This window comes from Methylocystis sp. MJC1 (assembly GCF_026427715.1).
Classification (GTDB): domain Bacteria; phylum Pseudomonadota; class Alphaproteobacteria; order Rhizobiales; family Beijerinckiaceae; genus Methylocystis.
Genome location: NZ_CP107558.1, coordinates 2,594,991 through 2,619,433, shown reverse-complemented (window position 1 = coordinate 2,619,433; position 24,443 = coordinate 2,594,991). Strand labels below are relative to the sequence as shown.

Here is a 24,443-nt window from a genome sequence, read left to right as displayed (position 1 = left end):
CTTGCGCGCACCGCCATGACGGCGATCATCCATCCGACGGCCATCCTGGAATCGGGCGCGCGCTTGCACGATGACGTTGTCATCGGTCCTTTTTGTCACATCGCGGCCGGAGTCGAGATCGGCGCCGGCGCGGTGCTGCAATCACACGTCGCTGTGGCAGGGCGCACGAAGATCGGCGCCCGCGCGCGGGTCTTTCCATTCGTCTCGCTCGGCGCGCCGTCTCAGGATCTCAAGGCGGCGCTTGCCGAAGGCGATCTTTCGATCGGCGATGATTGCATCATTCGCGAGGGCGTCACTATCAACTCCGGCGTCGGAGCCGGCACGCGGATTGGAGCGGGCTGCGCATTTCTTGCCTATTCGCATGTCGCGCATGATTGCCGCCTCGGCGACGGCGTCATCCTCGCCAATCAGGCGCTGCTTGGCGGCCATGTCACTGTCGGCGATCACGCGTCCATCGGCGGCGGAACGGCGGTGCACCAAAATGTGCGCATCGGCGCGCATGCATTTGTGGGCGGCCTTGCGGGCGTCGAGGGCGACGTTATCCCCTTTGGGCTTGCGAGCGGCAACCGCGCGCATCTCTTCGGCGTGAATGTCGTCGGATTGCGCCGGCGCGGCTTTTCGGCGGAGCGCATCGCCCAGCTACGGCAAGTCTATCGACGGCTTTTTGCAGGCGACGACACGCTCGGAACTTTGAGCGAACGCGTGGACGAGGTGGCCACAGCCTATGCGGTCAGCGACGACGTCGGGGAAATCGTCGCCTTCCTGCGCGCGAGCTCGCAACGTCCCCTCTGCGCGCCGCGTCAGCGCGTCGAGCGCGCGTGAGGGCCCCGCGCATTTTCCTGATCGCCGGCGAAACGTCCGGCGACGCGCTGGGCGCAGCCTTGATGCGCGCCTTGCGCGAAAGATGGCCGGACGTCGAATTCATCGGCGTCGGCGGTAAGGCGATGTCCAGCGAAGGGCTCGCTTCGCTTTTCCCCATCACCGACATTGCCGTCATGGGGCTTCTGTCCCCCTTGGCGCGCCTCCCCAAAATACTCGCGCGCATCGACGAGACGGCGCGCGCCGTTCTCGCCGCCGAACCGGCTTGTCTGGTGATCATCGATGCGCCCGACTTCACCCACCGCGTCGCGCGCCGGGTGCGACAGGCGCGGCCTGATCTGCCCATCGTCGATTATGTGAGCCCTACGGTCTGGGCCTGGCGCCCCGGCCGCGCCCGGAAAATGCGCGACTATGTCGATTGCGTGCTCGCCCTGCTGCCCTTCGAGCCCCAGGCGCATGCGAAGCTCGGCGGTCCGCGCTGCGTCTATGTCGGCCATCCGCTCGTCGAAGCGCTCGGCGAGCTCACGCCCGAGGGCGAGAGCGGGCCGTCTCGCGCGCCGCTTCTCCTCGTTTTACCAGGCTCGCGGCTTGCTGAAATTGCGCGCATGACGCCGCTTTATGGGCGGACGTTGGAACTGCTCATGTGCGACCACCCCCATCTTGATGTTGCGATCCCCGTCGCGCCGCATATGGAGGCGCCGTTGCGGGAGGCGCTACGCGGCTGGCCGATCGTGCCGCGCCTTATTTCGCAGGCCGAGAAATTCGCTGCATTCAGAAAGGCGCGAGCCGCGCTCGTGACCTCCGGCGTCGCCACGCTGGAGCTCGCGCTGGCGCAAACGCCCATGGTTGTCGCCTATCGCGTTTCGCAGCTCGAATCCTATCTGCGCTTTCTCGTGAAGGCGCATTCCATCGTGCTGCCAAATCTTGTGATCGGGGAGAACGCGGTTCCCGAATTTTTGCAGGAGGCCGCGACGCCGCGCGCTCTGGCCGAGGCGCTTGCGCCGCTCCTTGCTGAAAGCGCGCCGCGCGCGTCGCAATTGGCAGCTTTTGAGCGCGTGCGCGCGCATCTTACCGAAGCAGGCGTGCGCCCGAGCGCGCGGGCAGCTGAGATTGTCCTCGAATATGCCGGCGCAAGGCGCCCTTGAGCGCTGTGCGGCGGCGCATAGGCGAAACGGGGCATTTTCGCTTGTATCTTACGGCGCCGCAACCATAATCGGCGCAAACTCCCGAGCGGCCAAGTGGATGCCGCGCATTTGCGAAAGGGCTGCGCATTGTCCGAGGTCGAGCGGAAGGTCTATCTCACGCGCAAATCCGTGGTTGCGATCCTCGCGGCGCATGACGCCGAGAAGGAAGGCGACGGGCTGAAGCGGGCGCTCGGCTGGGCGTCGCTAATGGCGCTCGGCATCGGCGGCATCATCGGCGCGGGCATTTTCGTGCTGACTGGCACGGCGGCGGCTAATTACGCCGGGCCGGGCGTCATGGTCTCCTTCGCGCTCTCAGGGATTGCTTGCGCCTTCGTCGCCTTCTGCTACGCCGAGCTTGCTGCGCTTCTGCCGGTCTGCGGCAGCGCCTACACCTATACTTATGTGACGTTGGGCGAGATTTTCGCCTGGATCATCGGCTGGAATCTCGTGCTGGAATATGCCGCCGGCGCCGCGACCGTCGCTGTCGGCTGGGCGGGCTATTTCAACCGCGTGCTGCATGGGTTGGGGATCAGCGTTCCGCCACAATATACCACGGCCTATTTTGCTGCCCCGAGCGATCCCGCCGTGCATGGGCTTTTCAATCTTCCCGCGGCAGGAATTGTCCTTCTTTTGACCATGCTACTCGTGCGCGGCACGAGCGAGTCGTCGCAATTCAACAATGTGATCGTCGCTATCAAGGTCACCGTCGTGCTGATGGTGATCGCCGTTGGCGCGGCGCATGTCGATGTCTCCAATTGGTCGCCCCTCATTCCTCAGAACAGCGGCGAGTTCGGCGTCTATGGATGGAGCGGCGTGGCGCGCGGCGCCTCGGTCGTTTTCTTTGCCTATGTCGGTTTCGACTCCGTCTCGACGGCGGCTCAGGAAGCGCATACGCCGCAACGCGACATTCCGATCGGCATCATCGGCTCTCTTATCATCTGCTCGGTGCTTTATGTGGCGGTCGCGGCTGTGGCGACGGGCGTCGTGAACTACAAGGATCTCGGCGTGCCGGATCCGATGGCGCTTGTGATGGATCGCACGGGCGTCGCCTGGCTTGCCTGGGTCGTGAAATTCGGCGCGCTCGCCGGGCTGACCACCGCCATTCTTGCGCTGCTCTATGGCCAGACGCGCGTATTCTTCACCATGGCTCACGACGGCCTGCTGCCGGCGTTCTTCGCAAAGCTCCATCGCCGCTATCGCACGCCGGCGGCGAGCCAGATCCTTGTCGGCGTCACTGTCGCGCTCGCAGCCGGCCTGTTTCCGATCGATATATTGGGAGAGATGGTGAGCATCGGCACGCTGGCCGCATTCGCGCTGGTCTGTTTCGCCGTCCTCGAACTGCGAAAGACCCATCCGGATTTGCGCCGACCCTTCCGGGCGCCCGGCATTCCGGTGATGCCGATACTGGGCATCTTGTCCTGCATCGCGCTCATGGTGGCTCTGCCGCTCGATACCTGGCTGCGGCTCTTGGTCTGGACCGGCATCGGCCTCGCCATCTACGCCTTCTACGGGATCACGCACGCGCGGCGATAAAGGAGGCGCAATGGCGCCGGCGATCGTCTGGTTTCGCAACGATCTTCGCCTCGACGACAATCCTGCCTTGATGACGGCCGCGCGCTCTGGCGCGCCGCTCATTGCGCTTTATGTGCTCGACGACGACAGCGCCGGCCAGTGGCGCATGGGCGACGCGAGCCGTTGGTGGCTTCACCATTCGCTCTCCTCGCTCGCTGATGATCTCGCGCAGCACGGCGTTCCGTTGGTCCTGCGGCGCGGCCGCGCGGAATTCGCGCTGGAAGAGGTGATCGCTGAGACGGGCACATGCGCCGCCTATTGGAACAGGCTTTACGAACCCTGGGCCATGCGACGCGACAATGAGATAAAGACGAGTCTGCGTGGGCGCGGCCTTACGGTCGAGAGCTTCAACGGCTCGCTGCTCTTCGAGCCCGCTCATATGCGCAATAGGCAGGGCGAGACCTTCAAGGTTTTCTCGCCCTTCTGGCGCGCTTGTCTCGCTGCGGGAGGGCCGCAAGCTCCCTCGCCGGCACCGGCAAAGCTCGACGCGGCTCCGGCGCCGGCGAGCGATACATTGGACGAATGGGGCCTTTTGCCCAAAAAGCCTGACTGGGCGCGGGGCCTGCGCGACGCTTGGAGGCCCGGTGAAGCGAGCGCTCGCGCATGTCTCTCAGCTTTCGCGAAGAATCACGCTCTGGATTACAAGCTCGCGCGCGACGACATCGCGGGGCAGGGCGCGTCGCGCCTCTCGCCGCATCTGCATTTTGGCGAAATCTCGCCGCGCCGCGTCTGGGCGGAGATCATGCAGTCGGCGGGCGAAGCGGGCCTGCCTTATTTACGCGAGCTCGGTTGGCGCGAGTTCTTTCATCATCTGCTCGTCTCTTACCCGGAGATGCCTGAGCGCGCGCTCGATCGGCGTTTCGACGATTTTCCCTGGCGCGACGATCCATCCGCGCTCGAAGCCTGGCGCAGGGGCCGCACAGGTTACCCACTCGTCGACGCCGCCATGCGCGAGTTGTGGCTCACCGGCTTCATGTACAATCGCGCGCGCATGGTGGCCGCGAGCTTTCTCGTGAAGCATCTTCTGCTTCCCTGGCAGGAAGGCGCGCGCTGGTTCTGGGACACGCTTGTCGACGCCGACCTCGCCAACAATAGTGGAAACTGGCAATGGATCGCTGGATGCGGCGCCGACGCCGCGCCTTATTTCCGCGTGTTCAATCCGGTTTTGCAGGGCGCGAAATTCGATCCCGAAGGCGTTTATGTGCGCCGCTTTGTCCCCGAGCTGGCGGGGCTCGAATCGCGGTGGATTCACCGGCCGTGGGAGGCGCCGGCGCATGTGCTCGCGGCCGCGGGCGTGACATTGGGAGAGACCTACCCGCGTCCCATCGTGGATCACGCCGCAGCGCGCGCGCTCGCCGCCTTTGAAGAGATGCGGGCTAGCAGTGCCGATAGTGCATAAGGGCAGGCCATAATTATCAGTCCGTCTCGGCGGTTCTTTCCGCCGATGTCTCCGTCAGAGCGCCTTCTCCGAGCTGCTCCTGCTTGCGCCATACCCACCAGGCGAGGATGGCGACCGGAAGCCCCATCAGCGACGTTCCAACGAAGAACGTCTCGAAGCCGGTGTGCTTGATGATGAAGCCGGACGTTCCCGCCAGCAGGCTGCCGGGCAGGGCGCAAAGCGAGGTGAGCAGCGCAATTGGCTCGTCGCAAATTCCGTCGAGACGAGCGACGACATGTAGATAATGAGTACCACCTGCGCGAAGGCGTAGGCGAAGCCCTCGACGCCCACGGCGAGCGCGAAATCGGTGAAATCGTGGCCATGCGCCGCGAGCCACGCCAGGGACAGATGTGAGGCCGAGCCGGCGATCGTGCCGATCACGAGGCTCTTCAACATGCCGAACCTGCGCACGACGAGGCCGGCGAGAATCGTCCCGCCGAGCGCGATCCAGAAGCCGAAAACCTTGGTGACCGTGGCGATGTCGGCCTCCGAAAAATGCAGGCTCTTGAACAGCGGCATGGCCATGGCGGTGGAGACATAGCCCGGCATGCGGAAGCCCGCGACCAGCAGAAGGATCGCCAGCGCCATCGGCCCGAGCCGGCGCCACAGCTCCTTGATCGGCTCGGTGACGGTGAAAGCAAAGCTGGGCCGCGCGCGATGCGGCTCGATATCCGAAGGCGGCTCGGGCGCGAGGAAGGTCGCGACGAGTCCGAGCGTCATCACCCCGGCCATGCCGAGATAGGCCGCCCGCCAGCCGTAGAAATTGGCGAGATAAAGCGCGCCGGCGCCGGCGACGAGCGTGCCGACGCGATAGCCCATTTCTGCGACCGAAGTCATGAAGGCCAGCTTTTCCTTCGGCGCAACGGTGATGCGCCAGCCGTCGACGGTAATATCCTGCGTCGCGCCGGCGACGCCCAGTGCGAAGGAAAAGAAAACCGTCCAGGCAAGCTAGCTTCCCGGATCGCCATAGGCGACGCCGATCAGCGCGATGATGACGGCAATTTGCGAGACGAGGACCCAGCCGCGCCGGCGCCCGAGCAGCCTGGAAAAGATCGGGGCGTCATATTCGTCGAGAAAAGGCGCCCAGAGCCATTTGAACTTATAGGCGAGCGTCATTTCGCTCAGGAGCCCGATGGTCTCGATCGGCACTTTGGCGTCGTAGAGCCAGGCGGATTGCGTGCTATAGACCAGAAGAAAGGGCAGGCCAGTCGAGAAGCCGAGCATGATCGCCGCGCCGATGCGACGGGGATCATTGTTGAAATGCGTGAGGAAGGACGTCTTGTCGTGGGGCGCAGCGATGTCGTGCACGGCGTAGCCTCTGCGATGGTTCGCGCGCCATTAGGGAGTGCGATGGCGCGGCGTCAATGCGTCATCTGGAGAAGGCGCTTTCTCAACTCGCCATTTCCCTCTCGAGGCGCTACACCCCGCGCATGGCTCACGACATCCGTCCCTTTGAAGAAATCCGCATGCTCTTCGCCAATCTTCCGGCGCCGAGCGAAGCGGCCGTCGCCGCCGTGCGGGCGCACGACGCGCAGCTCACCAAGCCGCCAGGCGCGCTTGGCCGGCTCGAGGAAATCGTCGAATGGCTCGCGGCCTGGCAGGGCGTCGCCGAGCCCGCAATCGCGCGACCGCTCGTCGCCGTCTATGCGGGCAATCATGGCGTCGTGGCGCAGGGGGTCTCGGCCTTTCCAGCGAGCGTCACCGCGCAGATGGTGCAGAATTTCATGAGCGGCGGCGCCGCGATCAATCAAATCTGCAAGGCGCATGACATCGGCCTGAAGGTCTATGAGCTGGCGTTGGAGCGGCCGACGCAGGATTTCACTGAGGCGCCCGCCATGGACGAGCGCGAGGCGGCGGCGACTTTCGCCTATGGTTTCGAAGCCATAGAGGGCGGGATCGACCTGCTCGCGCCCGGCGAGATGGGCATCGGCAATACGACGAGCGCGGCCGCCATTTATGCGGCGCTCTACGGCGGGCCTGCCTCGCGCTGGACCGGGCGCGGCACGGGGGTCGACGAAGAGGGCCTCGCGCGCAAGAATGCGGCGATCGACGCGGCGCTGACCCTGCACGGGCCACATCTCTCCGATCCGTTGGAAATCTTGCGCCGCCTCGGCGGACGCGAGATCGCGGCGATGATGGGCGCAATCACCGCGGCGCGGCTCAATAATGTGCCTGTGGTGCTCGACGGTTATGTCGTTTGCGCCGCCGCCGCCTTGCTTCACGCCATGACGCCGGACGCCGTCGCCCATTGCGTCGCCGGCCATGTTTCGCCCGAGGGCGGACATCGCGAGGTTTTGGCGCGGATGGGCAAAAAACCGTTGCTCGATCTGGCGATGCGGCTCGGCGAGGGATCTGGGGCCGGACTTGCGATCGCCATCATCAAGACGGCGCTTGCCTGCCATCGCGACATGGCCACCTTCGAAAGCGCCGGGGTAAGCGGCAAGGACGGATAGGCTGCTTACAAACTGTTGTCACATACACGTGCGCAGCTTGGCAGTGAAATAGGAGCCCGTCGCCCAATGAATCCGGACCTTCTGTCCGCAAATGTCTCCCTCGCCTTTATGGCGATTGTCGCGGCTGCGCTTCTCGCGCATCTGACCCAGCTTGCGACGCGACGCCGGCTGTTGCACGGCGTCTATGCCGCGACCGCGGCGGGTCTGCTTTATCTCTTCGGTACAAAGGCCCTAGGCTGGAACTTCATCCCGCGCGAGGCCCTGCTGGCGGTCTTTGCGGCGCTTTTCGTCGCCGTCGCCGGCGTGGCGCTTCTGCGCCGCGGCAAGGGCGAGGAGATCCCCTGGATCGGCCTGCTGATCGAGCAGGCGGCGATGACCTATATTTTCGCTCCGGGAAGCTATTGGAAGCCGCCGCTCGCCGCGCTGTTGCTGCTCTACTTCCTGCTCGAGGTCTTCAGCTGGCTCAAGGGCCGCGAGGAGACGGCCGCGACGGCGGGCGGAGGCCCCAAGGATAGCCGCCCGCCGCTATTCCCCCCGAAGCGCGTGCGTGGCGCGCGGGAATTGGCTCTCGCGGGCGCTGCGGCGGCGCTGGCCTATGTCTTCGCCATGGGCACGGGCAAAGCGCCGGTCGCCCCGGCGCCGGAAGAGCAGGCGGCTGTCGAGCAGCCGGCCATTGAGCCGTCCGAGAGTTCCGAGACGGCGGCGCCCCCCGAGCGGACCGCGGAGGCGCCGGCGACCTCCGAGGAGTCCAAGCCCGGCGAGATGGCTCAGGCGCCCGAGGCGACGACTCCGCCCGACGCCGCTCCGGCCGAAACGCCGGCCGCGCCAGAGCCGACCTACACCGCCAAGGCGGGCGAGACACTGAAGACGATCGCCAAGAAGCTCTATGGAAAGACGGACAAGCTGCACGCGCTCACCGACGCAAACCCGGGAATCAAGCCGAGCGCAAAGCTCAAGGCAGGGCAGGTGATCAAACTGCCTGAGCCGCCAGCGAAGCGGTGAGGCCACTATCCGTCATTGCGAGGAGCGAAAGCGACGAAGCAATCCAGAGCCGTGTGGCGGCCCTGGATTGCTTCGCTTCGCTCGCAATGACGGGCGAGGGCTTTAGGCTGGAATGACCAATTCCCGCTCGGTCATCAGATAATCGAGACGCTCGTCGTGCGGTTCGGTCGGCACATGGTCGGCCTCCTGGCAGGAATAGGCGAGGCCAACGACGCTCACAGCCTTCCTCGGGCGCAGCTGCGCGAGCGTCGCGTCGTAAATTCCGCCGCCATAGCCGAGGCGGAAGCCCTTGCGGTCGAAGGCTGCGAGCGGCGAGAAAATGACGTCTGGATCGCGCGCCGGCTTGTCTTCGGCAGGCTCGGAGAGGCCGAAGGGTCCTTTCACGAGATCGTCGCCGGGCGAGAAATCCCGAAATACAAGCGGATGCCGCACCTTGTGCATCACCGGCAGCACGACCCGATAGCCCTTTTGAGAGAGGGCTTCGATCAGCGGCCAGGTGTTGAGCTCGCTGCGAATCGGCCAATAGACCGAGACGACGGGCGTTTGGAGCCCGGATTTCGCTGACAGCTCTTCGACGAGCGAGACGCCGCGGCGGGCGACCGACAGGGCGGCGTCATGGGCTTCCTCGTGAGTCACGAGGTCGCGGCGCGCCAGCGAGCGCCGGCGCAATTCTGTCTTCACGTCGGTCATTGAGAAGGGGCCGGGAAAGCGAGAGTGAAAGCGCGGGCCACGTGAGCCGTGGGACATCGATCCCGGGAACCTACAACGTAGGTGGGCGCCGTGTGGCCAAGCCCACGGGCAAGGCCAGGGACAGCTCCCTTAAGGATCGATAAGGCCCCGGGGAATAATAGTCCTGCACGCACCCCGCAGCGCCGCTTTCACAACTTAGCGCGCCTCGCGCCTTGGCGCCAGTGCTCAGGCGTATTCGAGTTCGGCTTGTGTCTCAGGAGTTTCGGCGATCTGGCCGACCGGCAGGCGCTTGATGCGCACGAAAGTGAAGAGGCCGAAGGGCGCCAGTCGCCGGCGCTCGACCAGCCGCATCTCGGGGCGACGGTCGATCCAGTCGCCGATGATCGCCCAGGGGAATTGCGGGCGCCAGCCGAGCTTGGGCGCGACATGGCGGTCGAGCCAATGCTCGAATATCGCGAAGGGATCGTCCTTGCGGCTGACATGGTTGACGAGGATGATCTCGCCGCCCGGCCGCACGACGCGTCCCAATTCGTCGAGCATGGCTTCGGGCTCAGGCGCCACGGTCAGCACGAAGGGGGCGCAGACGCAGGCGAAGGTCGAATCCGCGAAGCCCATGCGCGTCGCGTCCATCTTGCAGAGGGCCACCACATGGCTCAGCCCCTGCCGGCGCACGCGCTCGCTGGCGCGGCGCAGCATCGGCTCGCAGAGATCGACGCCGTAGACCTGATTATGAGGCTCGAACATCGGGAGCTCGAGCCCGGTGCCGACGCCGACGTCGAGGATCGGGCCGTCCGCCTTGGAGGCCGCCGCCGCGAGGGCGCGGCGCCCGGGGCGAAACACGGCGGTGAATGCGAGGTCGTAGATCGGCGCCCAGCGCGCGTAAGCGGCCTCGACGTCGCCAGTGTCCAGCGACTCGATCTCGCGGCTGGATTCTCTCGCTTCGGTCATCTCGGCGCCCTTTGCGCGGTTGCGGCGCGCGGCGTCTGCGCCATGACGGGAACGCTCTGTCTCGCCGGCTCGACCGCAGCGATGAAGCCGCCTCCCAGCACGCGCGCGCCGTCATCGGCGGGGTCGTAGAACACGCAGGCCTGGCCCGGCGACACCCCGAACTCGCCCGTCGCGAAGACGACCGTCGCCTCCTTGCCCTCACGCGCGACGAGCCGCGCAGGGACGGGCGGTCGGGTGGAGCGAACGCGGGCCATGATGTCGATCCCCTGCGGCGGCAATTGAGACAACGCGCCAGGGCCGATCCAGTTCACATCGCGCAAGGCGACCGCGCGCGTTTCCAGCGCCTCGCGCGGGCCGACGACGACTTGGGCTTTCGCCGCGTCGATGCGCACCACGAAAAGCGGCTGGGCGTCGCGCCCCGCGACGGCGGCGCCGAGGCCGAGACCCCGTCTTTGACCTATCGTATAATGGACGACACCGGCATGACGGCCGAGCACCCGCCCGTCGATATGCACGATCTCGCCCGGAACCACGGACTGCGGGGCGAGCCTCTGCACGATATCCGTGTAGCGCCCGCTCGGAACGAAGCAGATGTCCTGGCTATCCGGCTTATCGGCCACATCGAGCGAGAAGCGGCGCGCCATGTCGCGCACCTCCGTCTTGGTGTAGTCGCCCAGCGGGAAGCGCAGCATCTTCAGCTGCTCGCGCGTCGTCGCGAAGAGGAAATAGCTCTGGTCACGGGAGGCGTCCTTGGCGCGGTAAAGCGCCCTCCCGCCCTCGCCATCGTCGCGCGAGGAAATATAATGGCCGGTCGCCAGAATATCCGCGCCGAGGTCCTTCGCGGTCTCGAAGAGGTCCGCGAATTTGATGAATTGATTGCAGGCGATGCAGGGGACCGGCGTCTCGCCGCTGGCGTAGGAGGCGGCGAACTCCTCGATCACCCTCTCGTGGAAGCGCCGCTCGTAATCGAGCACGAAATGCGGGATGCCGAGGCGCGCCGCCACGGCGCGGGCGTCCTGAATGTCCTGGCCGGCGCAGCAGGCGCCCTTGCGGTGGGTGGCCTCGCCGTGGTCATAAAGCTGGAGCGTTACGCCAACGACGTCATAGCCCTGCTCCTTGAGAAGGGCCGCCACGACGCTGGAATCCACGCCCCCGGACATTGCGACGACGGCGCGCGCCCCACCCGGCGACGCGGGCAGGGTCGAGATTTCATCCGCAGCGCTGGTGCAAATCGTCATCTTCTGGAGGCTATGCCTTGGAGTTGTCGAAGGCCGGCGCCCATGCCGCGCCGCGGCAAAAAGTCCGGCATGCTGCCATTTAGAGCATTACCCGGCCGCGAGGCAATCGCATCCGGGAAAGGTGTGCGCCATATCAGCGTCATATTGTTCCTTGGCCGCATGGCTGCTAAGACGCCGCAAACTGTAGCGGGTGTAAGGACAGGTCCATGGCGGCGATGAAACTTCTGGCGGGCAATTCGAACCGGGCCCTCGCCGAGGCTATTGCGGCGCATCTCTCAATGCCGCTCTGCCGCGCCCATGTGCGGCGTTTCGCTGATCAGGAGATCTGGGTCGAGGTTTTGGAAAATGTCCGCGGCCAGGACACTTTCGTGATCCAGTCCTCGTCCTTTCCGGCGAATGACCATCTGATGGAGCTCTTGATCATGATCGACGCGCTCCGCCGCGCGTCGGCCCGGCGCATCACGGCGGTGATCCCTTATTTTGGTTACGCCCGCCAGGATCGCAAGCAGGGCGGGCGCACGCCGATCTCGGCCAAGCTTGTCAGCAATCTCATCACCCGCGCCGGCGCCGACCGCGTTCTCACCGTCGACCTCCACGCCGGCCAGGTGCAGGGCTTCTTCGATATTCCGACCGACAACCTCTTCGCCGCGCCGGTGATGGTGGCCGACATCAAGGCGCATCGGCATTTGAAGAACGTCATGGTCGTTTCGCCGGACGTCGGCGGCGTGGTGCGCGCCCGGGCGCTCGCCAAGCGCATCGACGCCCCGCTGGCGATCGTCGACAAGCGCCGCGAGCGGGCGGGCGAGTCGGAAGTGATGAACATCATCGGCGACGTCGCCGGCCATAACTGCATCCTGGTCGACGACATCGTCGACTCGGGCGGCACGCTTTGCAACGCCGCCGACGCGCTGCTCGCGGCGGGAGCGGAGTCGGTCCACGCCTACATCACCCATGGCGTGCTGTCGGGCGCGGCGGTCGATCGCATCACCGCCTCGAAGCTCAAGGAGCTCGTCATCACCGATACGATCCGCGAGACCGACGCCGTGAAGGCGGCGCATAATATCCGCGTGATCCCCATCGGCCCGCTGATCGGCGAGGCGATCGCCCGCACGGCGCGCGAGGAGAGCGTGTCGAGCCTGTTCGATTGAGCGGCACCGCCCGCGGTGGGCTTTTGTCATTCCCGGCGGGCTGAAAGCCCGACCGGGAATCCAGAGCCAAAATAGCGCTTTTGCTCTGGATTCCCGATCGCTCGCTTTGCGAGCGTCGGGAATGACACCGCTCCAATCGCGCGGACTTCGTATCACGCTTCCCAGGTTAGCCCCGCGCGTCGAATTTGCGCACGCTGCCGTCGACGAAGAACACTTTCTTCACCAGAAAGACCGCCTTCAGATTGTCCCGGTCCTCGCTCACGAGGCGCCGGCTCTTTTCGTCGAGCTTGCCCGCGTCGATTTGCTCGTCCCAGCGGATGGCGCCTCCTTCCGAGATCAGCGCGCTCACGGCGATCTTCGTGCTGTAGATGTTCCTGTCCTGCTGGTCGGTGAGCTTCATCACGCCCTCGAAGGCGCGGATCGCTTTGCCGGCGAGATTCTCGAAGTTGAGGGAAAGCGTCACCCGCGCGCCGGCGTCGCCGCTTTGCGATATTTCCCTATTCAAAAAGGTGAAAGCGATCGGGGCCGGCGGATGGGGGAAGTCCGGCCTCACGGGATCGGGCTTGGCGGAGTCCGGCTCGGCGTCGTCGGGCTTCGGCGGCTCCGCTCTGAGGGCAAGGTCGGGCTTCGCAGGCGGCGTCGGGATTTCTTCCGCTGCGCCTTTGGGCTCGGCGGGCTTCGTCGCCGCGCCCTTCAGCAGGCGCGCTAGCTCCGACTTGTCCGCCGTTTTGATGGCGCCGGGCGCATCGGCGCGTTTTTGCTCAGGCGCGGTTTTTGCCGCCGGCGCGGCCGGCTTTTCGGCGTTCACCAAAGCCGAGACGCTTTGTTCGACCGAGGCGCTATGTTTCCCGAGGAAGTAGCCCGCGGTTCCGCAGGCGAGCCCGACCGCCACGGCCAATCCGGCGGAGGATGTTTTCGAGGCTTGCGGTTTCTTCTTCGCCACGCCGCGGCTCCTGCATGAATCGCTTTTGATGAAAATGCGCGCCAAACCCACGGTTGCGAAAGAACCGCCTCTCGGCATGCTTGCTGATTGGTTAACGAACGCGATCCCTCGGGTTTGTTATTCGGCCGGCTGCATGGCGGCGCCCGCCCGCGCCTCTGTCGCCCCCTGGCGAATTGTCGATCGGAGCGGCTCGACGAAGACGCCTTGCAGCCAGGACAGCGCGCCGGCGATCAGGAGAATCGGCGCGACCGAGGCGAAGAACAGCTCCCAGCCGCGGATGGCCGGGCTGGCGAGCAGCATGTAGCCGGCAAAGCCCCCCAGCCATTGCACGAGATAGATCGGGTAGCTCAAATCGCCGTGCAGGCGGTCGACGCGGGTGAGGATCGGCCCGGTTTTCATTTCCGCGAGCGCTACGACGACCGGCGTGGTGAGAAGGATATTGAAATAGAAGCCCGCGCCGATCGCGTAATTCGCCGGCGCGAGAACGCCTTCGGCGAAGAAATTGATCATCCATAGGCCGAGCGCAAGGACGGCGGCGAGAGGCGGGATGCACAATGCGCTTTGGCGGCGCCAGAAGTAGGCGAGCGCGCCGATCGAGAAACCCATCACCGCGCCATCGACGGAAAAGTAGATTTGGTCGAAGGAGAGGGCGCGCAGCGTCGCGACGAGATGCAAGTAAAAGCCGAGCGCGAAACCATAGAACGCAAAAGCGGGGCTTCGCGCGACAAGGAGAAACAATACCCCGTACATGATGATCTCGACGGAGAGCGACCAGGCTGGCTCGATGAAGATGAACTGATTGGCCCTGAAAAACACGATCGGAACGACGAGAAGGTTTTCAACGATGTCGGCGAAGGTCGCGGGAAAGCCCCACCGCGGCATGAAGCTCGCCGACTGGAGGGGAAAAATCGCAACGGCGACGAAGGTCAACAGGCAGGCCGCCAGATATGTCGGCCCCAGCCTCAAAAAGCGGTTCAGCCAGAAGCTTTTGGCGTCGAAACGATAGCACTCGTGAAGCGCCGCGGTCATGGCGTAGCTCGACAGTATAAAAAAGCAGCTGACAGAATAATATCCGATGTGTTGACAATAACTTGAGCCAGCGAGGTGGGAAAGGACCACGCTGACCGCGAGAAAAAAGCGAAAAGACCCGGTCATGGTTAAGAGATGTCCTGGAAAAATGCCTGAAGGCGAGCGAAAGGCTGCCGTCGATCCAGTTTGAATTGGGGTCGCTAACAAAGAATTATTGACCCATGCGCCGCCGCCGCGCCGCCGCGGACCGAAGGGCAATGCGCGAGGCTTGCGAAGGCGGCTCAGCTGGTGCGAAAAGGCGCCGATGACGCAGACCTTCGTTCGAGAACCCGTTCCCGCCCGTTTCAATCTGGCCCGCTACTGCCTGGCGGAAAACGCCCGCCTGCGGCCGGACGCGACGGCCATCACCGTCGTCGGCGACGCAGGCGCGCTACGCTGGACCCATGCGGAACTCGATCTGAAAGTGCGCCGGCTTGCGGCCGGGTTGCGTGCGCTGGGGCTGGCGCCGGGCGCCCGCGTCATGATCCGCATGGGCAATGAAGCCAATGCGGCGTTGGCCTATTTCGCCGCGATCGCGGCGGGCTATGTGCCGCTGCTCGCCTCCTCGCAGCTCACTTTCGAAGAAGCGGATTTCCTGCTGAAGGATTGCGCCGCCGCCGCGCTGGCGCTCGGCGCCGCTTTCGAGGGGGAGGCGCATGAGGGGAGCGCCATCGTGCTGCGCGGCGCCGATCTCGCGCAGCTTGCCGAAAGCGCGCCGCTCGACGATTACGCCGATACCGGCGCGGACGACCCCGCCTATCTCGTCTATACCTCCGGCACGACGAGCCGGCCGAAAGGCGTGCTTCACGCCCATCGCGCCGCCTGGGGCCGCCGCCCGATGCGGGCGCATTGGACGGGGCTCGGCCCTGGCGATGTCATGCTGCATGCCGGCGCGATCAACTGGACCTATACGCTTGGCGTCGGGATTGTCGATCCCTTGTCGGCGGGGGGCTCGGCCGTCCTCTATAACGGCCATCCCGACCCGGCCGTGTGGCCGCGTCTCATCGCCGAGCACCGCGCCACGGTCTTCGCCGCCGTGCCGGGTGTCTATCGGCAGATGTTGAAATACGCAGCGCCAGAGACTGCCGATCTCACGAACCTGCGGCATTGTCTCTCGGCCGGCGCCGCGCTGCCGCCGAGCCTCCTGGCGGAATGGCGCGCGCGCACCGGCAAGGACATTTACGAAGCTTTCGGCATGAGCGAGTGCTCGACCTTCATTTCGAGCGGGCCGACGACCCCGGTGCATCCTGGCTCTCCCGGCCGTCCGCAGCCGAGCCGGATGGTGGCGGCTCTGCCGCCTGAGGGCGGCGAAACGCCGCTGCCGGCAGGCGAGACCGGCGTGCTCGCGGTGCGCCGCGACGAACCGGGCCTGATGCTCGGTTACTGGAACCGCCCGGACGAAGAGCGCGAGGCGTTTCGCGGCGACTGGTTCGTATCGGGCGATCTCGTCGAATTCGACGCCGAGGGCTACATGCATCATCACGGCCGCGCCGATGAGGTCATGAACGCCGGCGGCTATCGCGTTTCGCCGGCGGAAGTGGAGAAATGCCTTCTCGCCTTTCCCCACGTCGCCGAAGCCGCCGCGGCGGAGCGTCCCGGCCGCGATGCGGATGCGACAATCATCAAGGCCTATGTCGTCATGCGCGACAATGCGTCCTGCGACGAAGCGGCGATCCTTTCGCATTGCCACGAGCATCTTGCCGCTTACAAGCGGCCGCGCGCCGTCGTCTTTCTGGAAGCCTTGCCGCGTAACGCGAACGGCAAGCTGAATCGGAAAGCGCTGCCCATTTGAGGCGTCGTTACTCTAAGCGGCCAAGCCGCCCCGAATGGCGACAATTACTGTCGGCTTAAGCGAATTGGCCCGACCGCGCCTCGGGCAAGTCGGCGCGGCCGGGCTCCATCATCCGTCGCGGGGCAATGCGATCGGATGGATCAGTCTTTTTCCATTGCCGGCGCGCAAACCGGCATGTCGCCGGCGCTGCCGCGCGATTGCTGTCGCGACGGCTTCGCGCCGCCTTGGCGCGTCTGAGCGTCGTTGATGGCCGCTTTAATGGTCGGTGAGGCCTTGAAGACGACGACCCGGCGCGCCTCGATCGGCACAGGCGCGCCCGTGCGCGGATTGCGGCCGGCGCGCTTGTGCTTATCGCGCACGACGAATGAGCCAAAGTCGTGCAGTTTAAGGGTTTCGCCGGATATGAGCGTCGAAACTATCTCGTCGATGACGCAATCCGTCAGGCGCTTGGCTTCGCGTCTCGAAATCCCATTGACGCGTTCGAAGATCGCCAATGCGATGTCTTGTCGCGTGAGCGTGCCGCGTATGCTTTGTTCTTGCTCCTCCAAAGGGCTCGCCGCCGTTGTCGGCCGGTTTTTGGTGGATGCGTCTGCGGTCGACATGAGCATGGAGCCTTCCCCAGCATCTTGCGCCGCAGGTCCATAAACAAGCAGCGTCATTGACTTGCTGCGAATTAGAGCGCTTTGCCCGCGTCACGACAGTGCTGTTGGTCACTATAACTCCATGACTTTCGTCACGATGTGTCGCATTTTACGCGTCGCGTGTTACAACCGCGTCTGTGGACGGCTCTAGATTGGCGTCTTGCTTGTCATTCGTTGCGTGCAGGGAGTCTTAGAAACAAAATGAACAACGGCAGTTACGAAGAAAAACCGCAGCAGCTGCCTGATATGGCCTCCATCGGTCTGATGTTCGATCCGATGGAGCAGATGCGCGAGCTGCTTTTCGGCGCCACGAAGCGGGAGACCGAGCGCCAATTCAACGTTCTGGAAGCCAGGTTAGAAGAGACGCGCAAGGAATTCCTGGCGCGCTTCGACGCGCTCGACGCGGCCATCCTCGAACTTTCTCAGGAAACCGAGAAAAACCGGTTGGAGTCGTTTGAGGCCATCGGCGGCGCGATTGTTGAATTGGGCTATATAATCAAGGCTATGAGCGAGAAGCGGAAGGCTTGAGGCGATGCCGGCGCCTAGTGGGGTCGAGGCCTTCGAGAAAGTAAAGTCGCTTTTACTTGGAGAGACCGCCCAGCGTCTCGACGAGACAACCGCACGCCTCGACAGGATCGACGCGCGCGTCGGGGACGAGAAGAAATTCGCCATTTCGTCAGGCGACGTTATGGTCGAGGCGTTCAAGCGCGCGGAACATAAACGTCCGCGTGACCTTACCGCCGCGCTGGCGCCTTCGGTCGTATCAATCGTCCGCGCCGAGATTCGCAGCTCCAAAGATATGATGATCGAGGCGCTGTACCCGATCATGGGCCGCCTCGTGACGGTGACGGTCGCGAGCGCTTTCCGTGACCTCGTCGAAAGCCTCAATGCGCGCATCGAAGCGCTCATTTCGGCAAACTCGTGGCGTTTGCGGCTGCGCGCTCTGCTGACCGGCCGCTCGATGGCGGAAGTCGCGCTTGCCGAAGCCGAGGCCGGTCGTTTGAAGCGCGCGCTGCTGCTCGAGCGAGGTAGCGGCCGCCTGCTCGCGATATGGTCGGCGGAGGAAGGCGGGGAGGGCGGCAACGCCGATCTTCAAAGCGGCCTGATTGCCGCGATCACCGAATTCGCAGCGAATGTTTACGCCTATCAAGGCGGTGAATTGCGCATGCTCGACATCGGCTCGGGCATCGTATTCTTGCGCGCCTCTCCGCGCGTGATCGTCGCGGGCGAATTCGGCGGCCAATTGTCGCGCCGAATGGAGCGCCGTCTCGACGAAACCTTTCTCTCGATCGTCGAGCGGCACGAGGCGGACGCGTCTTCGTCCACGTCTACCGCTCTGGGAGATATGTTGAATGAAGCGCTCGCCGCTGAGAAATCGAGGACGAGCAAGGCTCCGTTGGTCATTTTCAGCGCCGCGCTGGCGTTTCTCGGCGTTTGGCTCGCCTGGGATTCGATGCTGCACGGATGGCGCGAAAGGCGCATCCGCGAGGCTTACGGCGTGGCGATGGTCGGCCATCCTGCTTTAGGAAAGTATCCGCTCCATCTCGAGATCGACCATCAAGTGGGAATCGTCGTTGTGCGCGGGCTCGCCGCCGATGAGACAGAGCCTCGGGCGCTCGTCGCGGCGCTCGTCGCAGCGGCCGAACCCTATCGCGTCGCCAGCGACGTCACCGCGGTAGCGCCTGTCGCACAGATGGAGACGCTCCGCGGCGAGCTCGGCGAGGCGCGCGCGGCCCTGCAGCGCCTCAAGGCGGAACAGGAAGAGCCGCGCGCCAAGCTCCGGCGTTTCGCGGACACTTTCGCCATCTTCTTCGCAGAGCTCGATACATTTCTCGACCCCGCCGCCGTCGCCGCCGGCCTCGACGAGCTGGCGTCGCTTCTCAAAACGAGCGGCGAGGGCGTCCGCGTCGTCGGCTATGCCGACGAAGTGGGCACGACGGGCCGAAATCGGTTTGTCTCGCGCAAGCGCGCGGAGAGGGTCATAGCGATGCTCGTCGAGCGCGGCGTCGCGCGCAACCGGCTGGCGCTCGTTTCGCGCTCGACCTACAATCCGATCGGCGACCCCAATGCGGAACTGCACAGCCGTCGCGTGTCCTTCGAATTGCCCTTCGCGGGAGAGTTTGCCAGGTGACGTCGGCGAAAGTCATGCTGCTCGGGGATATCGGCGTCGGAAAATCATCGCTTGCGCGCCGTTTCGTCTTCGATCGGTTCGAGAGCGAGTACAAGACGACGATTGGCGTCGACGTGCTCACCCATGACGTCGACCTCGGCGCCGAAGCCGATAATGCAACATTGCGTTTCGTCCTGTGGGATACGGACGGGGATTTCGGCCTGCGGATTTTCGAGACGGTCTATCTCGCAGGCGCCTCGGCCGCAATTATCGTCGCCGATGTGACGCGTCCTGCGACGCTCGTAAAGATGGCGAGCCTCGCGACCGGTTTCGAAGAAAAATTTCCGGGCCGTCCTGTGGCGGCGATCGTCAATAAGATCGACCTCGCGCCCCAGTTCGCAGCCGACGCGTCCTTATCGCAATTCGACGCGGTTTATACGAGCGCCAAGACGGGGCAGGGGGTGGCGGAAATGTTTCTGTCGCTCGGCCATGCGATCTGGCGACGGGCGAGGTAGTGCGCGGAGCGCAAACCCTTCGGAGCAGCCTTGGACCGCGAAAGTGAGAAGATCGAGAAGGCCAAGCGCCTCTTCCGCGAGGGGAACCCGGCAGCGGCCGAACGCCTTCTGAGGAAAGTCGTCGACAAGATCCCGACGCATTTCGAGGCGCTTTATCTTTTGGGCGTCTTGCTGCACAGGATGGCGAGGCCGGAGGAAGCCGGGCCGCTCGCCGGGCTTTTTTTTGATTGCCGCCGAGCCTTCGGCTTTGCGGACTTAGGCTTTGCGGCCCCCGTCTTTGCGGGAGCTTGAGACTTCGGCGATGACCGAACCGTCAGGCCAAGCGGCACCTTTTCTGGCCAGAACAGCGCCTGAAGTTGGCTTGGTGATGGATCCTCCCGCTCCCGATGGATCTGGCGCTTAAATCCTTCACTGTCGAGATGGTAGACGGCGGTGTGAAGCGCCCGTCCTCCGAAGGCATCGCGGCCTCCGTATACGCTCTTTTCGCCGGCGATGACCCAAACGGCTGCAAGCCCTTCTCGTTCAAGCATCGCTAAGAATGCATTACGATCGACAAGGGCTGCTTGAGGCCCAATCTCGGTAACGGAGGGATCATAGAAAACCACGTTTCCGTTGACGTCGACATAGTTCAGCTTTCGCCCGTCGGAAAGACAAATGCGTAGTGCACTGGCCAGCCACGGCGCCGGCAACTCGACGTGAACCGTCTCGTCGAGCGAATAGTCATAGCCACCGCGCTCGCACATGTAGTCGGCCACCGTCGCGCGCGTAGGCACTGCGCGCGCGCGCCATTCCCCAGGCACAGTCCAATCGCCGAACCGATTGACGGATGGATGCCAAGGGTACTCGCCCAGGAAGTAGTCACCATGCAGCTCGATATGAGGCAGGCCGTGAGGGTCGGTCAGCGTCTTCTTTGAAAGGTCGCGGAGGAGCTTCTTTTCGTCTTCCTTTTTCACGACCACGCAATGCAGACGGAACCAAGTGTCGCGCTCCAACTCTTCGCGATCATCAACCATTCCTTGCTGACGCCAACTGGCGAAGGCGTGAAGACACAGCCATCGCTGTTTGGTTTTTGGATTCAAGACGTCGATCAGCGAAGCGTCGTTGACGACGTCCTGGTCACTGTTCAACCAAGCAATCCGTTCGGAGGGGCTCACTGACTGGAGCTTGGGCTCCATTGGTACCCACCAAGTTCGCTCCCATTGCGCCCAACTATCGTAATTTGTTCGTGTGACGAGGAGGGAGGGGTCGATGTCGCGCATGCGTAACTCACGCGCGCTCCCATAGCCCCGATCCTCGCCCTCCTGATAGTCGCCGTAACCGCCTAGGAACGCTAGATTGTCGGACATCCGGGCTGCGAGTTCGTACAGGGCCAGCCATTGGTATTTCTTGCCGATTCGCTCGACGCGATGGTCATGGCGGTCGCTACCGCGTCCACGATCTCTTTGTCCGAAACGCTCAGCCGTCCAGCCCAGATCATGAGCGCGCTTGCAGATCCATCGGCGCGTCCATTGGGTGTTGAAGCGAGCTTGCTGCTCGCTCCGGTGGGGGGCAAAAAGGGTGAAGGCGATGAAATGTTTTGCGCGGACCCGGTAGTCCTCCCACTGTTCTTCAGTGAGGAGGGATTGAAAGTGGTCGTTCGCTAGGTCGAGAGCGTCCTTCTCGCCACGAGGTAACAAACGCGTTCCCTCCATCGTGGCTGCAGCATCGAGGATTGCGCTGAGCGCGCTGATCTGTTCTGGTGTCGCGCTTTCCTCAAACTCTCGCACCCAGGATAGGCACACTTCTCTGTAAGTCGGGTAAGCGGTCGACCCGATTGGTTCTGGGCTCCAATCGTGCAAGCGACTGTCGATGACGTAACGAGCGAAGTCGCCATCATGGACCGTAGAGCTGACGATCGCGTCAGTGAAACGCTGCCCTTTTCCATAGTCCATCGTGAAAGATTCGATGATCCGATCCGGCACACGCTCGGGCGGCCAAGGGCTTTTGTAGGGCGGTTCGAAGAGAGCTTGGTCAACTATGGCCGGTAGCTCGCCCCGCATCTCTACGTACTTGATGATACCGTAGGCGTTGTCTCGGAGCAGGATGTTTGCTGGCGGCGTTCCCTTGGCGAACACTAAATCAAACACGGTGGCAGCAAGCTCGCCGCGGCAATTGCTCGCTACGCCCTGCAGGACTGCACCGTACGCACCCGCATATAGCCGCTCTAAAACATACAGGTCGTCCACATTGTTGAAGCGACGAAGGATCGACGCGGCAAGGTCCAGACGTTTGGCGAATATGACGGCCAGGGACTTTGTTGCGCGATCGCGCACCCAACGGTTCGAGGTGCTTAATAGCCATCCCAGCGCAATCGCAGCGAGTTCCGCGCGATCAGCCTCGATCGCCTCGGTGCCGTTCTCCAGTCCCCAGGTGATGAGTGTCTCGATAGCACCGCCCTCGTTGTCCCCATGATCAGCGACGTAAAGCGACCATTTGCCATCGCGCTCCGGCATGGAGTAATCACGCAGGCGCTTATCTAGGTAAAGGGCGTTGAACTTGTTGGCTGGCTCCGTCGCTACCGACAGCAGCACATCGCTCTCGCGGTGTGCGAGAAACTCGCGGACCAGCTCAAACGTGCGATCCGAAAAATGAGCTTGGTCACGCCAAAGCAGGCTCTCTTCAAACGCGTTTCTCGTTTCCCAGGTAGGCTTCCCAACGTCGAGTAGCTCGACATCGGCACGCTCAGGAAGCTGAACGGCCAGGGCCTCGATGATCCCCGCGTAACGATAGCTCTCTTCGCCGAAAACGATCTCGCGTAGACGCGTGCCATCGGCAAACGCCTTATCCACACCCCCGAGTGCAAGATGTTCATCGAGCACGCGCGAGGCTATGGCGTGATCGCTGAAGCGCTCGAACGTGAAGCGCACCATCGCGCGAAGCGAGTCGTCGTCCTGGCGCACCATTTCGACCGACAGCAGGCCTTCGCTCTCGAGTTGAGTCAGAAGGCAGCGCTCGATGCGGCCTCCCGATGGCAATATCTGTTCGAAAAGTTTGATGGCGTCTTCCCGGGTTACATAGTTTTGCCGCGCGTCCAGCAGCAGCTTGGCAAAGCCATCGATAGCGGACTTCACGATCCCTAAAGCCGGATCGAGCTTCATGCGTCGGCTTAGCTGCTTGGCGACCGCCTCGTTGTAGAAGCCGAAAATCGCCGTGACACCAAGAAGTCCGCGCGGCAATTCTCGCCGGCCTTCCCGCTCGAGGAAGTCGCAACAGGTCTTTAGAAAAAGCGGGTTCTCAAACTCTGGCACCAAGTTGGGTGCGCCGGGTCGAACGACGCCGCGTTTGCTCAAGTACATTTTCGCGGCGGCACCGCTTTCCCCACCAAATCCAGGGTGCTCAATGCGGGCGAGGTGCGCTTCATCGACATCCTCAGGCACGACATGCGCGACAAACGTCGATCGGCATGACAGTGCGACGCCGACGTTTTTGAACGGTTCGACGGTCTTCAGAAAAGCGGCCAGACGGGTCGGCCAAATGTCTAAACCATGCCGCTCGTTGAGAGCATCGACGCAGATGAGGGCGCGCACGCCAGCAGCCTGCGCAACCGCATCCATGCTACCGAGGAAATGCTTCACCTGCTGAGTAGAAGGAAGATCCAACTCCGCCATGATCTGTCGCCATGGCTCGCTGTCAGTGAGCGAACTTCCGAGTACCAGAAGCGCCGGCCGGCCTAGGTGAATTTGGTGTTCGACGACATCAGCAAGGAGGTGCGATTTACCGATACCGGCGGGTCCCTCCAGCAGCACAGCCTGGCAGTTGGCGAGATGCCAAACGTCAGAGTCCAACGAGTCGCGAACTTCGCTGAGTAGATCGAGCAGCCGATGCAAATTGTGCTGAGCCCAGCGTTGCGGGTCGATCCCCGACGATCTTGGCTTTCCGGGCGGTATTCCAAACGTCCAGCTCAGCGCTGAACGCGCGCACGCCAGACAACGCGAAGCGCTATCGGACCATTCCTGTAGCGGCAGCGGGGTATCTGCTTCGACAGGTCTGGCTCGCAGACGATCGGTGAGATCATCCAGCGCCTGCTCCAGCGGCCGGGTATGATTGTCTTCTTCGCCCACCGGAACCGCTTCTTTGATCGCTCGGAGGGTGGAACTCCCTTTTTCTCTCAGCCCGGTGGCCCATCGGGCCAGCGCCTTCCCAAACTTCGGGTCGCGAACCAGCGACAGGAACTTTTGCCGAACCGGGAGTTCGACATTGCTCTCGGGTGTGTATCGCGAACCCAGGCCCGCCCGAGCTTTCTCGAACTGGTCTTCAAACCAACCTTTGGTCAGAGACTGAACCCCGAACCAATAGATCAGACGGCCGGCGTACATCGCGTCATCGCGCGACAATCGGCTGCTGAGGGCGCTCTTATCCCAGAGGTAAATTTGCAGCTTCCGCTCAGCTTCCTTTGCGGTTTTTTCCCACTTCGCTTTCCAAGTTTCCCACTTGGCGAGCGCGCTCAATCCTTTCGCAGGCTTCACGTCCGGCAGGTCAAACGGCAGGCAGACAATGTAATCGGTCAACTTTGGGTGTTTGATCAGCGCCGTTTCAATTGATTCGCTGAGTTGTTGCGAAAGAGAGGCGTCCCAGGTGAAGAGGTATTTCGCCTGCCATCCACGTTCCGATCCGTCCGCTTGGCGGAGGAAACATTCGACGCCAGCATCACCCCCGCGCCCTTTTCGAAAGAATGCCGAATTCGGTTCCGCCGGCTCCAGCGAAGCCAGTTGAGCGCATAGCTCTTCGAACCCGGAGTTGCGGCTGTCGTCGTGAGGGCGAATCGTCTCGAAGCTAATGTCGGGCAGCGCCAAGCTTTCCTCCTTAAGCGAATAAGGAGGCATATTCATTTCCACTTTGTTCC

At 63.5% G+C, this 24,443-nt stretch carries 17 protein-coding genes, 1 other RNA gene and 3 pseudogenes; 12 read left to right on the top strand and 9 right to left on the bottom strand.

Annotated elements, in window-relative coordinates; translation table 11 throughout:
• The first annotated feature begins 15 nt into the window (after window positions 1-15).
• The 4 genes from lpxA (at window position 16) to OGR47_RS12695 (ending at window position 4,974) form a co-directional block, all read left to right on the top strand.
• Window positions 16-822: an acyl-ACP--UDP-N-acetylglucosamine O-acyltransferase gene (lpxA, locus tag OGR47_RS12710; protein ID WP_165051941.1), complete on the top strand. Its 807-nt coding sequence runs from the start codon at window positions 16-18 to the stop codon at window positions 820-822.
• The gene (gene lpxB, locus OGR47_RS12705) at window positions 819-1,964 is read left to right on the top strand and encodes a lipid-A-disaccharide synthase (RefSeq protein ID WP_165051939.1); all 1,146 of its coding nucleotides are present in this window, start codon (window positions 819-821) and stop codon (window positions 1,962-1,964) included. The genes lpxA and lpxB overlap by 4 nt, the downstream gene beginning before the upstream one ends.
• Window positions 1,965-2,090: 126 nt before the next feature.
• Window positions 2,091-3,536 carry an amino acid permease gene (locus tag OGR47_RS12700; RefSeq protein ID WP_165051937.1) on the top strand — a complete coding sequence of 482 codons (1,446 nt, stop codon included), beginning with the start codon at window positions 2,091-2,093 and terminating at the stop codon, window positions 3,534-3,536.
• Between the two features lie 10 nt (window positions 3,537-3,546).
• Window positions 3,547-4,974, top strand: a complete 1,428-nt coding sequence (locus OGR47_RS12695; protein ID WP_165051934.1) for a cryptochrome/photolyase family protein — start codon at window positions 3,547-3,549, stop codon at window positions 4,972-4,974.
• 16 nt (window positions 4,975-4,990) lie between these two features.
• On the opposite strand, the pseudogene OGR47_RS12690 reads toward OGR47_RS12695, so the two are convergent.
• Window positions 4,991-6,321, bottom strand: a pseudogene (locus OGR47_RS12690) (AmpG family muropeptide MFS transporter).
• A gap of 122 nt (window positions 6,322-6,443) precedes the next feature.
• Here OGR47_RS12690 and cobT point away from each other — a divergent pair.
• Window positions 6,444-7,466 (top strand): nicotinate-nucleotide--dimethylbenzimidazole phosphoribosyltransferase, encoded by a 1,023-nt coding sequence (gene cobT, locus OGR47_RS12685; protein WP_165052047.1) that lies wholly within the window; start codon window positions 6,444-6,446, stop codon window positions 7,464-7,466.
• Window positions 7,467-7,532: 66 nt separating this feature from the next.
• The gene (locus OGR47_RS12680; protein ID WP_165051932.1) at window positions 7,533-8,468 is read left to right on the top strand and encodes a LysM peptidoglycan-binding domain-containing protein; all 936 of its coding nucleotides are present in this window, start codon (window positions 7,533-7,535) and stop codon (window positions 8,466-8,468) included.
• 102 nt (window positions 8,469-8,570) lie between these two features.
• Here the strand turns inward: OGR47_RS12680 and OGR47_RS12675 are convergent, their stop codons facing one another.
• The 4 genes from OGR47_RS12675 to mnmA all read right to left on the bottom strand — a co-directional run bounded on the left by OGR47_RS12675 (window position 8,571) and on the right by mnmA (window position 11,344).
• A complete protein-coding gene (locus OGR47_RS12675; protein ID WP_165051929.1) occupies window positions 8,571-9,158 on the bottom strand; it encodes a 5-formyltetrahydrofolate cyclo-ligase in 588 nt (195 codons plus the stop codon).
• 31 nt (window positions 9,159-9,189) lie between these two features.
• A non-coding RNA gene (gene ssrS, locus OGR47_RS12670) (6S RNA) lies at window positions 9,190-9,344 on the bottom strand.
• A 39-nt stretch (window positions 9,345-9,383) separates the two neighbouring features.
• A complete protein-coding gene (locus tag OGR47_RS12665; RefSeq protein ID WP_165051927.1) occupies window positions 9,384-10,106 on the bottom strand; it encodes a class I SAM-dependent methyltransferase in 723 nt (240 codons plus the stop codon).
• The gene (gene mnmA, locus OGR47_RS12660; RefSeq protein WP_165051924.1) at window positions 10,103-11,344 is read right to left on the bottom strand and encodes a tRNA 2-thiouridine(34) synthase MnmA; all 1,242 of its coding nucleotides are present in this window, start codon (window positions 11,342-11,344) and stop codon (window positions 10,103-10,105) included. Before mnmA ends, OGR47_RS12665 begins: the two co-directional genes overlap by 4 nt.
• Before the next feature lie 206 nt (window positions 11,345-11,550).
• On the opposite strand from mnmA, the gene OGR47_RS12655 reads away from it, so the two are divergent.
• Window positions 11,551-12,492, top strand: coding sequence for a ribose-phosphate pyrophosphokinase (locus OGR47_RS12655; RefSeq protein ID WP_165051921.1), 942 nt, complete (start codon window positions 11,551-11,553; stop codon window positions 12,490-12,492).
• 166 nt (window positions 12,493-12,658) lie between these two features.
• Here OGR47_RS12655 and OGR47_RS12650 read toward each other — a convergent pair whose 3' ends face one another.
• The gene (locus OGR47_RS12650) at window positions 12,659-13,435 is read right to left on the bottom strand and encodes a hypothetical protein (protein WP_165051919.1); all 777 of its coding nucleotides are present in this window, start codon (window positions 13,433-13,435) and stop codon (window positions 12,659-12,661) included.
• 117 nt (window positions 13,436-13,552) lie between these two features.
• Entirely contained in the window at window positions 13,553-14,590 is a 1,038-nt protein-coding gene (locus OGR47_RS12645) for an acyltransferase family protein (protein ID WP_323809327.1), read from the bottom strand.
• A gap of 178 nt (window positions 14,591-14,768) precedes the next feature.
• On the opposite strand from OGR47_RS12645, the gene OGR47_RS12640 reads away from it, so the two are divergent.
• Window positions 14,769-16,295, top strand: coding sequence for an acyl-CoA synthetase (locus tag OGR47_RS12640; protein ID WP_165051914.1), 1,527 nt, complete (start codon window positions 14,769-14,771; stop codon window positions 16,293-16,295).
• 242 nt (window positions 16,296-16,537) lie between these two features.
• Here the strand turns inward: OGR47_RS12640 and OGR47_RS21805 are convergent.
• Window positions 16,538-16,822, bottom strand: a pseudogene (locus OGR47_RS21805) (integration host factor subunit alpha); the annotation flags it as partial.
• A gap of 213 nt (window positions 16,823-17,035) precedes the next feature.
• Between OGR47_RS21805 and OGR47_RS12630 the strand changes: the two are divergent.
• From OGR47_RS12630 to OGR47_RS21905, 4 genes and pseudogenes are all read left to right on the top strand, one after another.
• Window positions 17,036-17,464, top strand: coding sequence for a hypothetical protein (locus tag OGR47_RS12630; RefSeq protein WP_165051910.1), 429 nt, complete (start codon window positions 17,036-17,038; stop codon window positions 17,462-17,464).
• A gap of 4 nt (window positions 17,465-17,468) precedes the next feature.
• The gene (locus tag OGR47_RS12625) at window positions 17,469-19,067 is read left to right on the top strand and encodes an OmpA family protein (RefSeq protein ID WP_165051907.1); all 1,599 of its coding nucleotides are present in this window, start codon (window positions 17,469-17,471) and stop codon (window positions 19,065-19,067) included.
• A complete protein-coding gene (locus OGR47_RS12620) occupies window positions 19,064-19,561 on the top strand; it encodes a Rab family GTPase (protein WP_165051905.1) in 498 nt (165 codons plus the stop codon). Before OGR47_RS12625 ends, OGR47_RS12620 begins: the two co-directional genes overlap by 4 nt.
• A 30-nt stretch (window positions 19,562-19,591) precedes the next feature.
• Window positions 19,592-19,702, top strand: a pseudogene (locus OGR47_RS21905) (hypothetical protein); the annotation flags it as partial.
• An 11-nt stretch (window positions 19,703-19,713) separates the two neighbouring features.
• On the opposite strand, the gene OGR47_RS12615 reads toward OGR47_RS21905, so the two are convergent.
• Window positions 19,714-24,429 (bottom strand): ATP-binding protein, encoded by a 4,716-nt coding sequence (locus OGR47_RS12615; protein WP_165051903.1) that lies wholly within the window; start codon window positions 24,427-24,429, stop codon window positions 19,714-19,716.
• Window positions 24,430-24,443 lie beyond the last annotated feature (14 nt).

Excerpts from the sequence above, each read along its gene's own strand:
- lpxA (WP_165051941.1), top strand. The coding sequence starts at position 16 with ATGACGGCGATCATCCATCCGACGGCCATCCTGGAATCGGGCGCGCGC.
- OGR47_RS12695 (WP_165051934.1), top strand. The coding sequence starts at position 3,547 with ATGGCGCCGGCGATCGTCTGGTTTCGCAACGATCTTCGCCTCGACGAC.
- cobT (WP_165052047.1), top strand. The coding sequence starts at position 6,444 with ATGGCTCACGACATCCGTCCCTTTGAAGAAATCCGCATGCTCTTCGCC.
- OGR47_RS12680 (WP_165051932.1), top strand. The coding sequence starts at position 7,533 with ATGAATCCGGACCTTCTGTCCGCAAATGTCTCCCTCGCCTTTATGGCG.
- OGR47_RS12675 (WP_165051929.1), bottom strand. The coding sequence starts at position 9,158 with ATGACCGACGTGAAGACAGAATTGCGCCGGCGCTCGCTGGCGCGCCGC.
- OGR47_RS12665 (WP_165051927.1), bottom strand. The coding sequence starts at position 10,106 with ATGACCGAAGCGAGAGAATCCAGCCGCGAGATCGAGTCGCTGGACACT.
- mnmA (WP_165051924.1), bottom strand. The coding sequence starts at position 11,344 with ATGACGATTTGCACCAGCGCTGCGGATGAAATCTCGACCCTGCCCGCG.
- OGR47_RS12655 (WP_165051921.1), top strand. The coding sequence starts at position 11,551 with ATGGCGGCGATGAAACTTCTGGCGGGCAATTCGAACCGGGCCCTCGCC.
- OGR47_RS12645 (WP_323809327.1), bottom strand. The coding sequence starts at position 14,590 with ATGACCGGGTCTTTTCGCTTTTTTCTCGCGGTCAGCGTGGTCCTTTCC.
- OGR47_RS12640 (WP_165051914.1), top strand. The coding sequence starts at position 14,769 with ATGACGCAGACCTTCGTTCGAGAACCCGTTCCCGCCCGTTTCAATCTG.
- OGR47_RS12625 (WP_165051907.1), top strand. The coding sequence starts at position 17,469 with ATGCCGGCGCCTAGTGGGGTCGAGGCCTTCGAGAAAGTAAAGTCGCTT.
- OGR47_RS12615 (WP_165051903.1), bottom strand. The coding sequence starts at position 24,429 with ATGAATATGCCTCCTTATTCGCTTAAGGAGGAAAGCTTGGCGCTGCCC.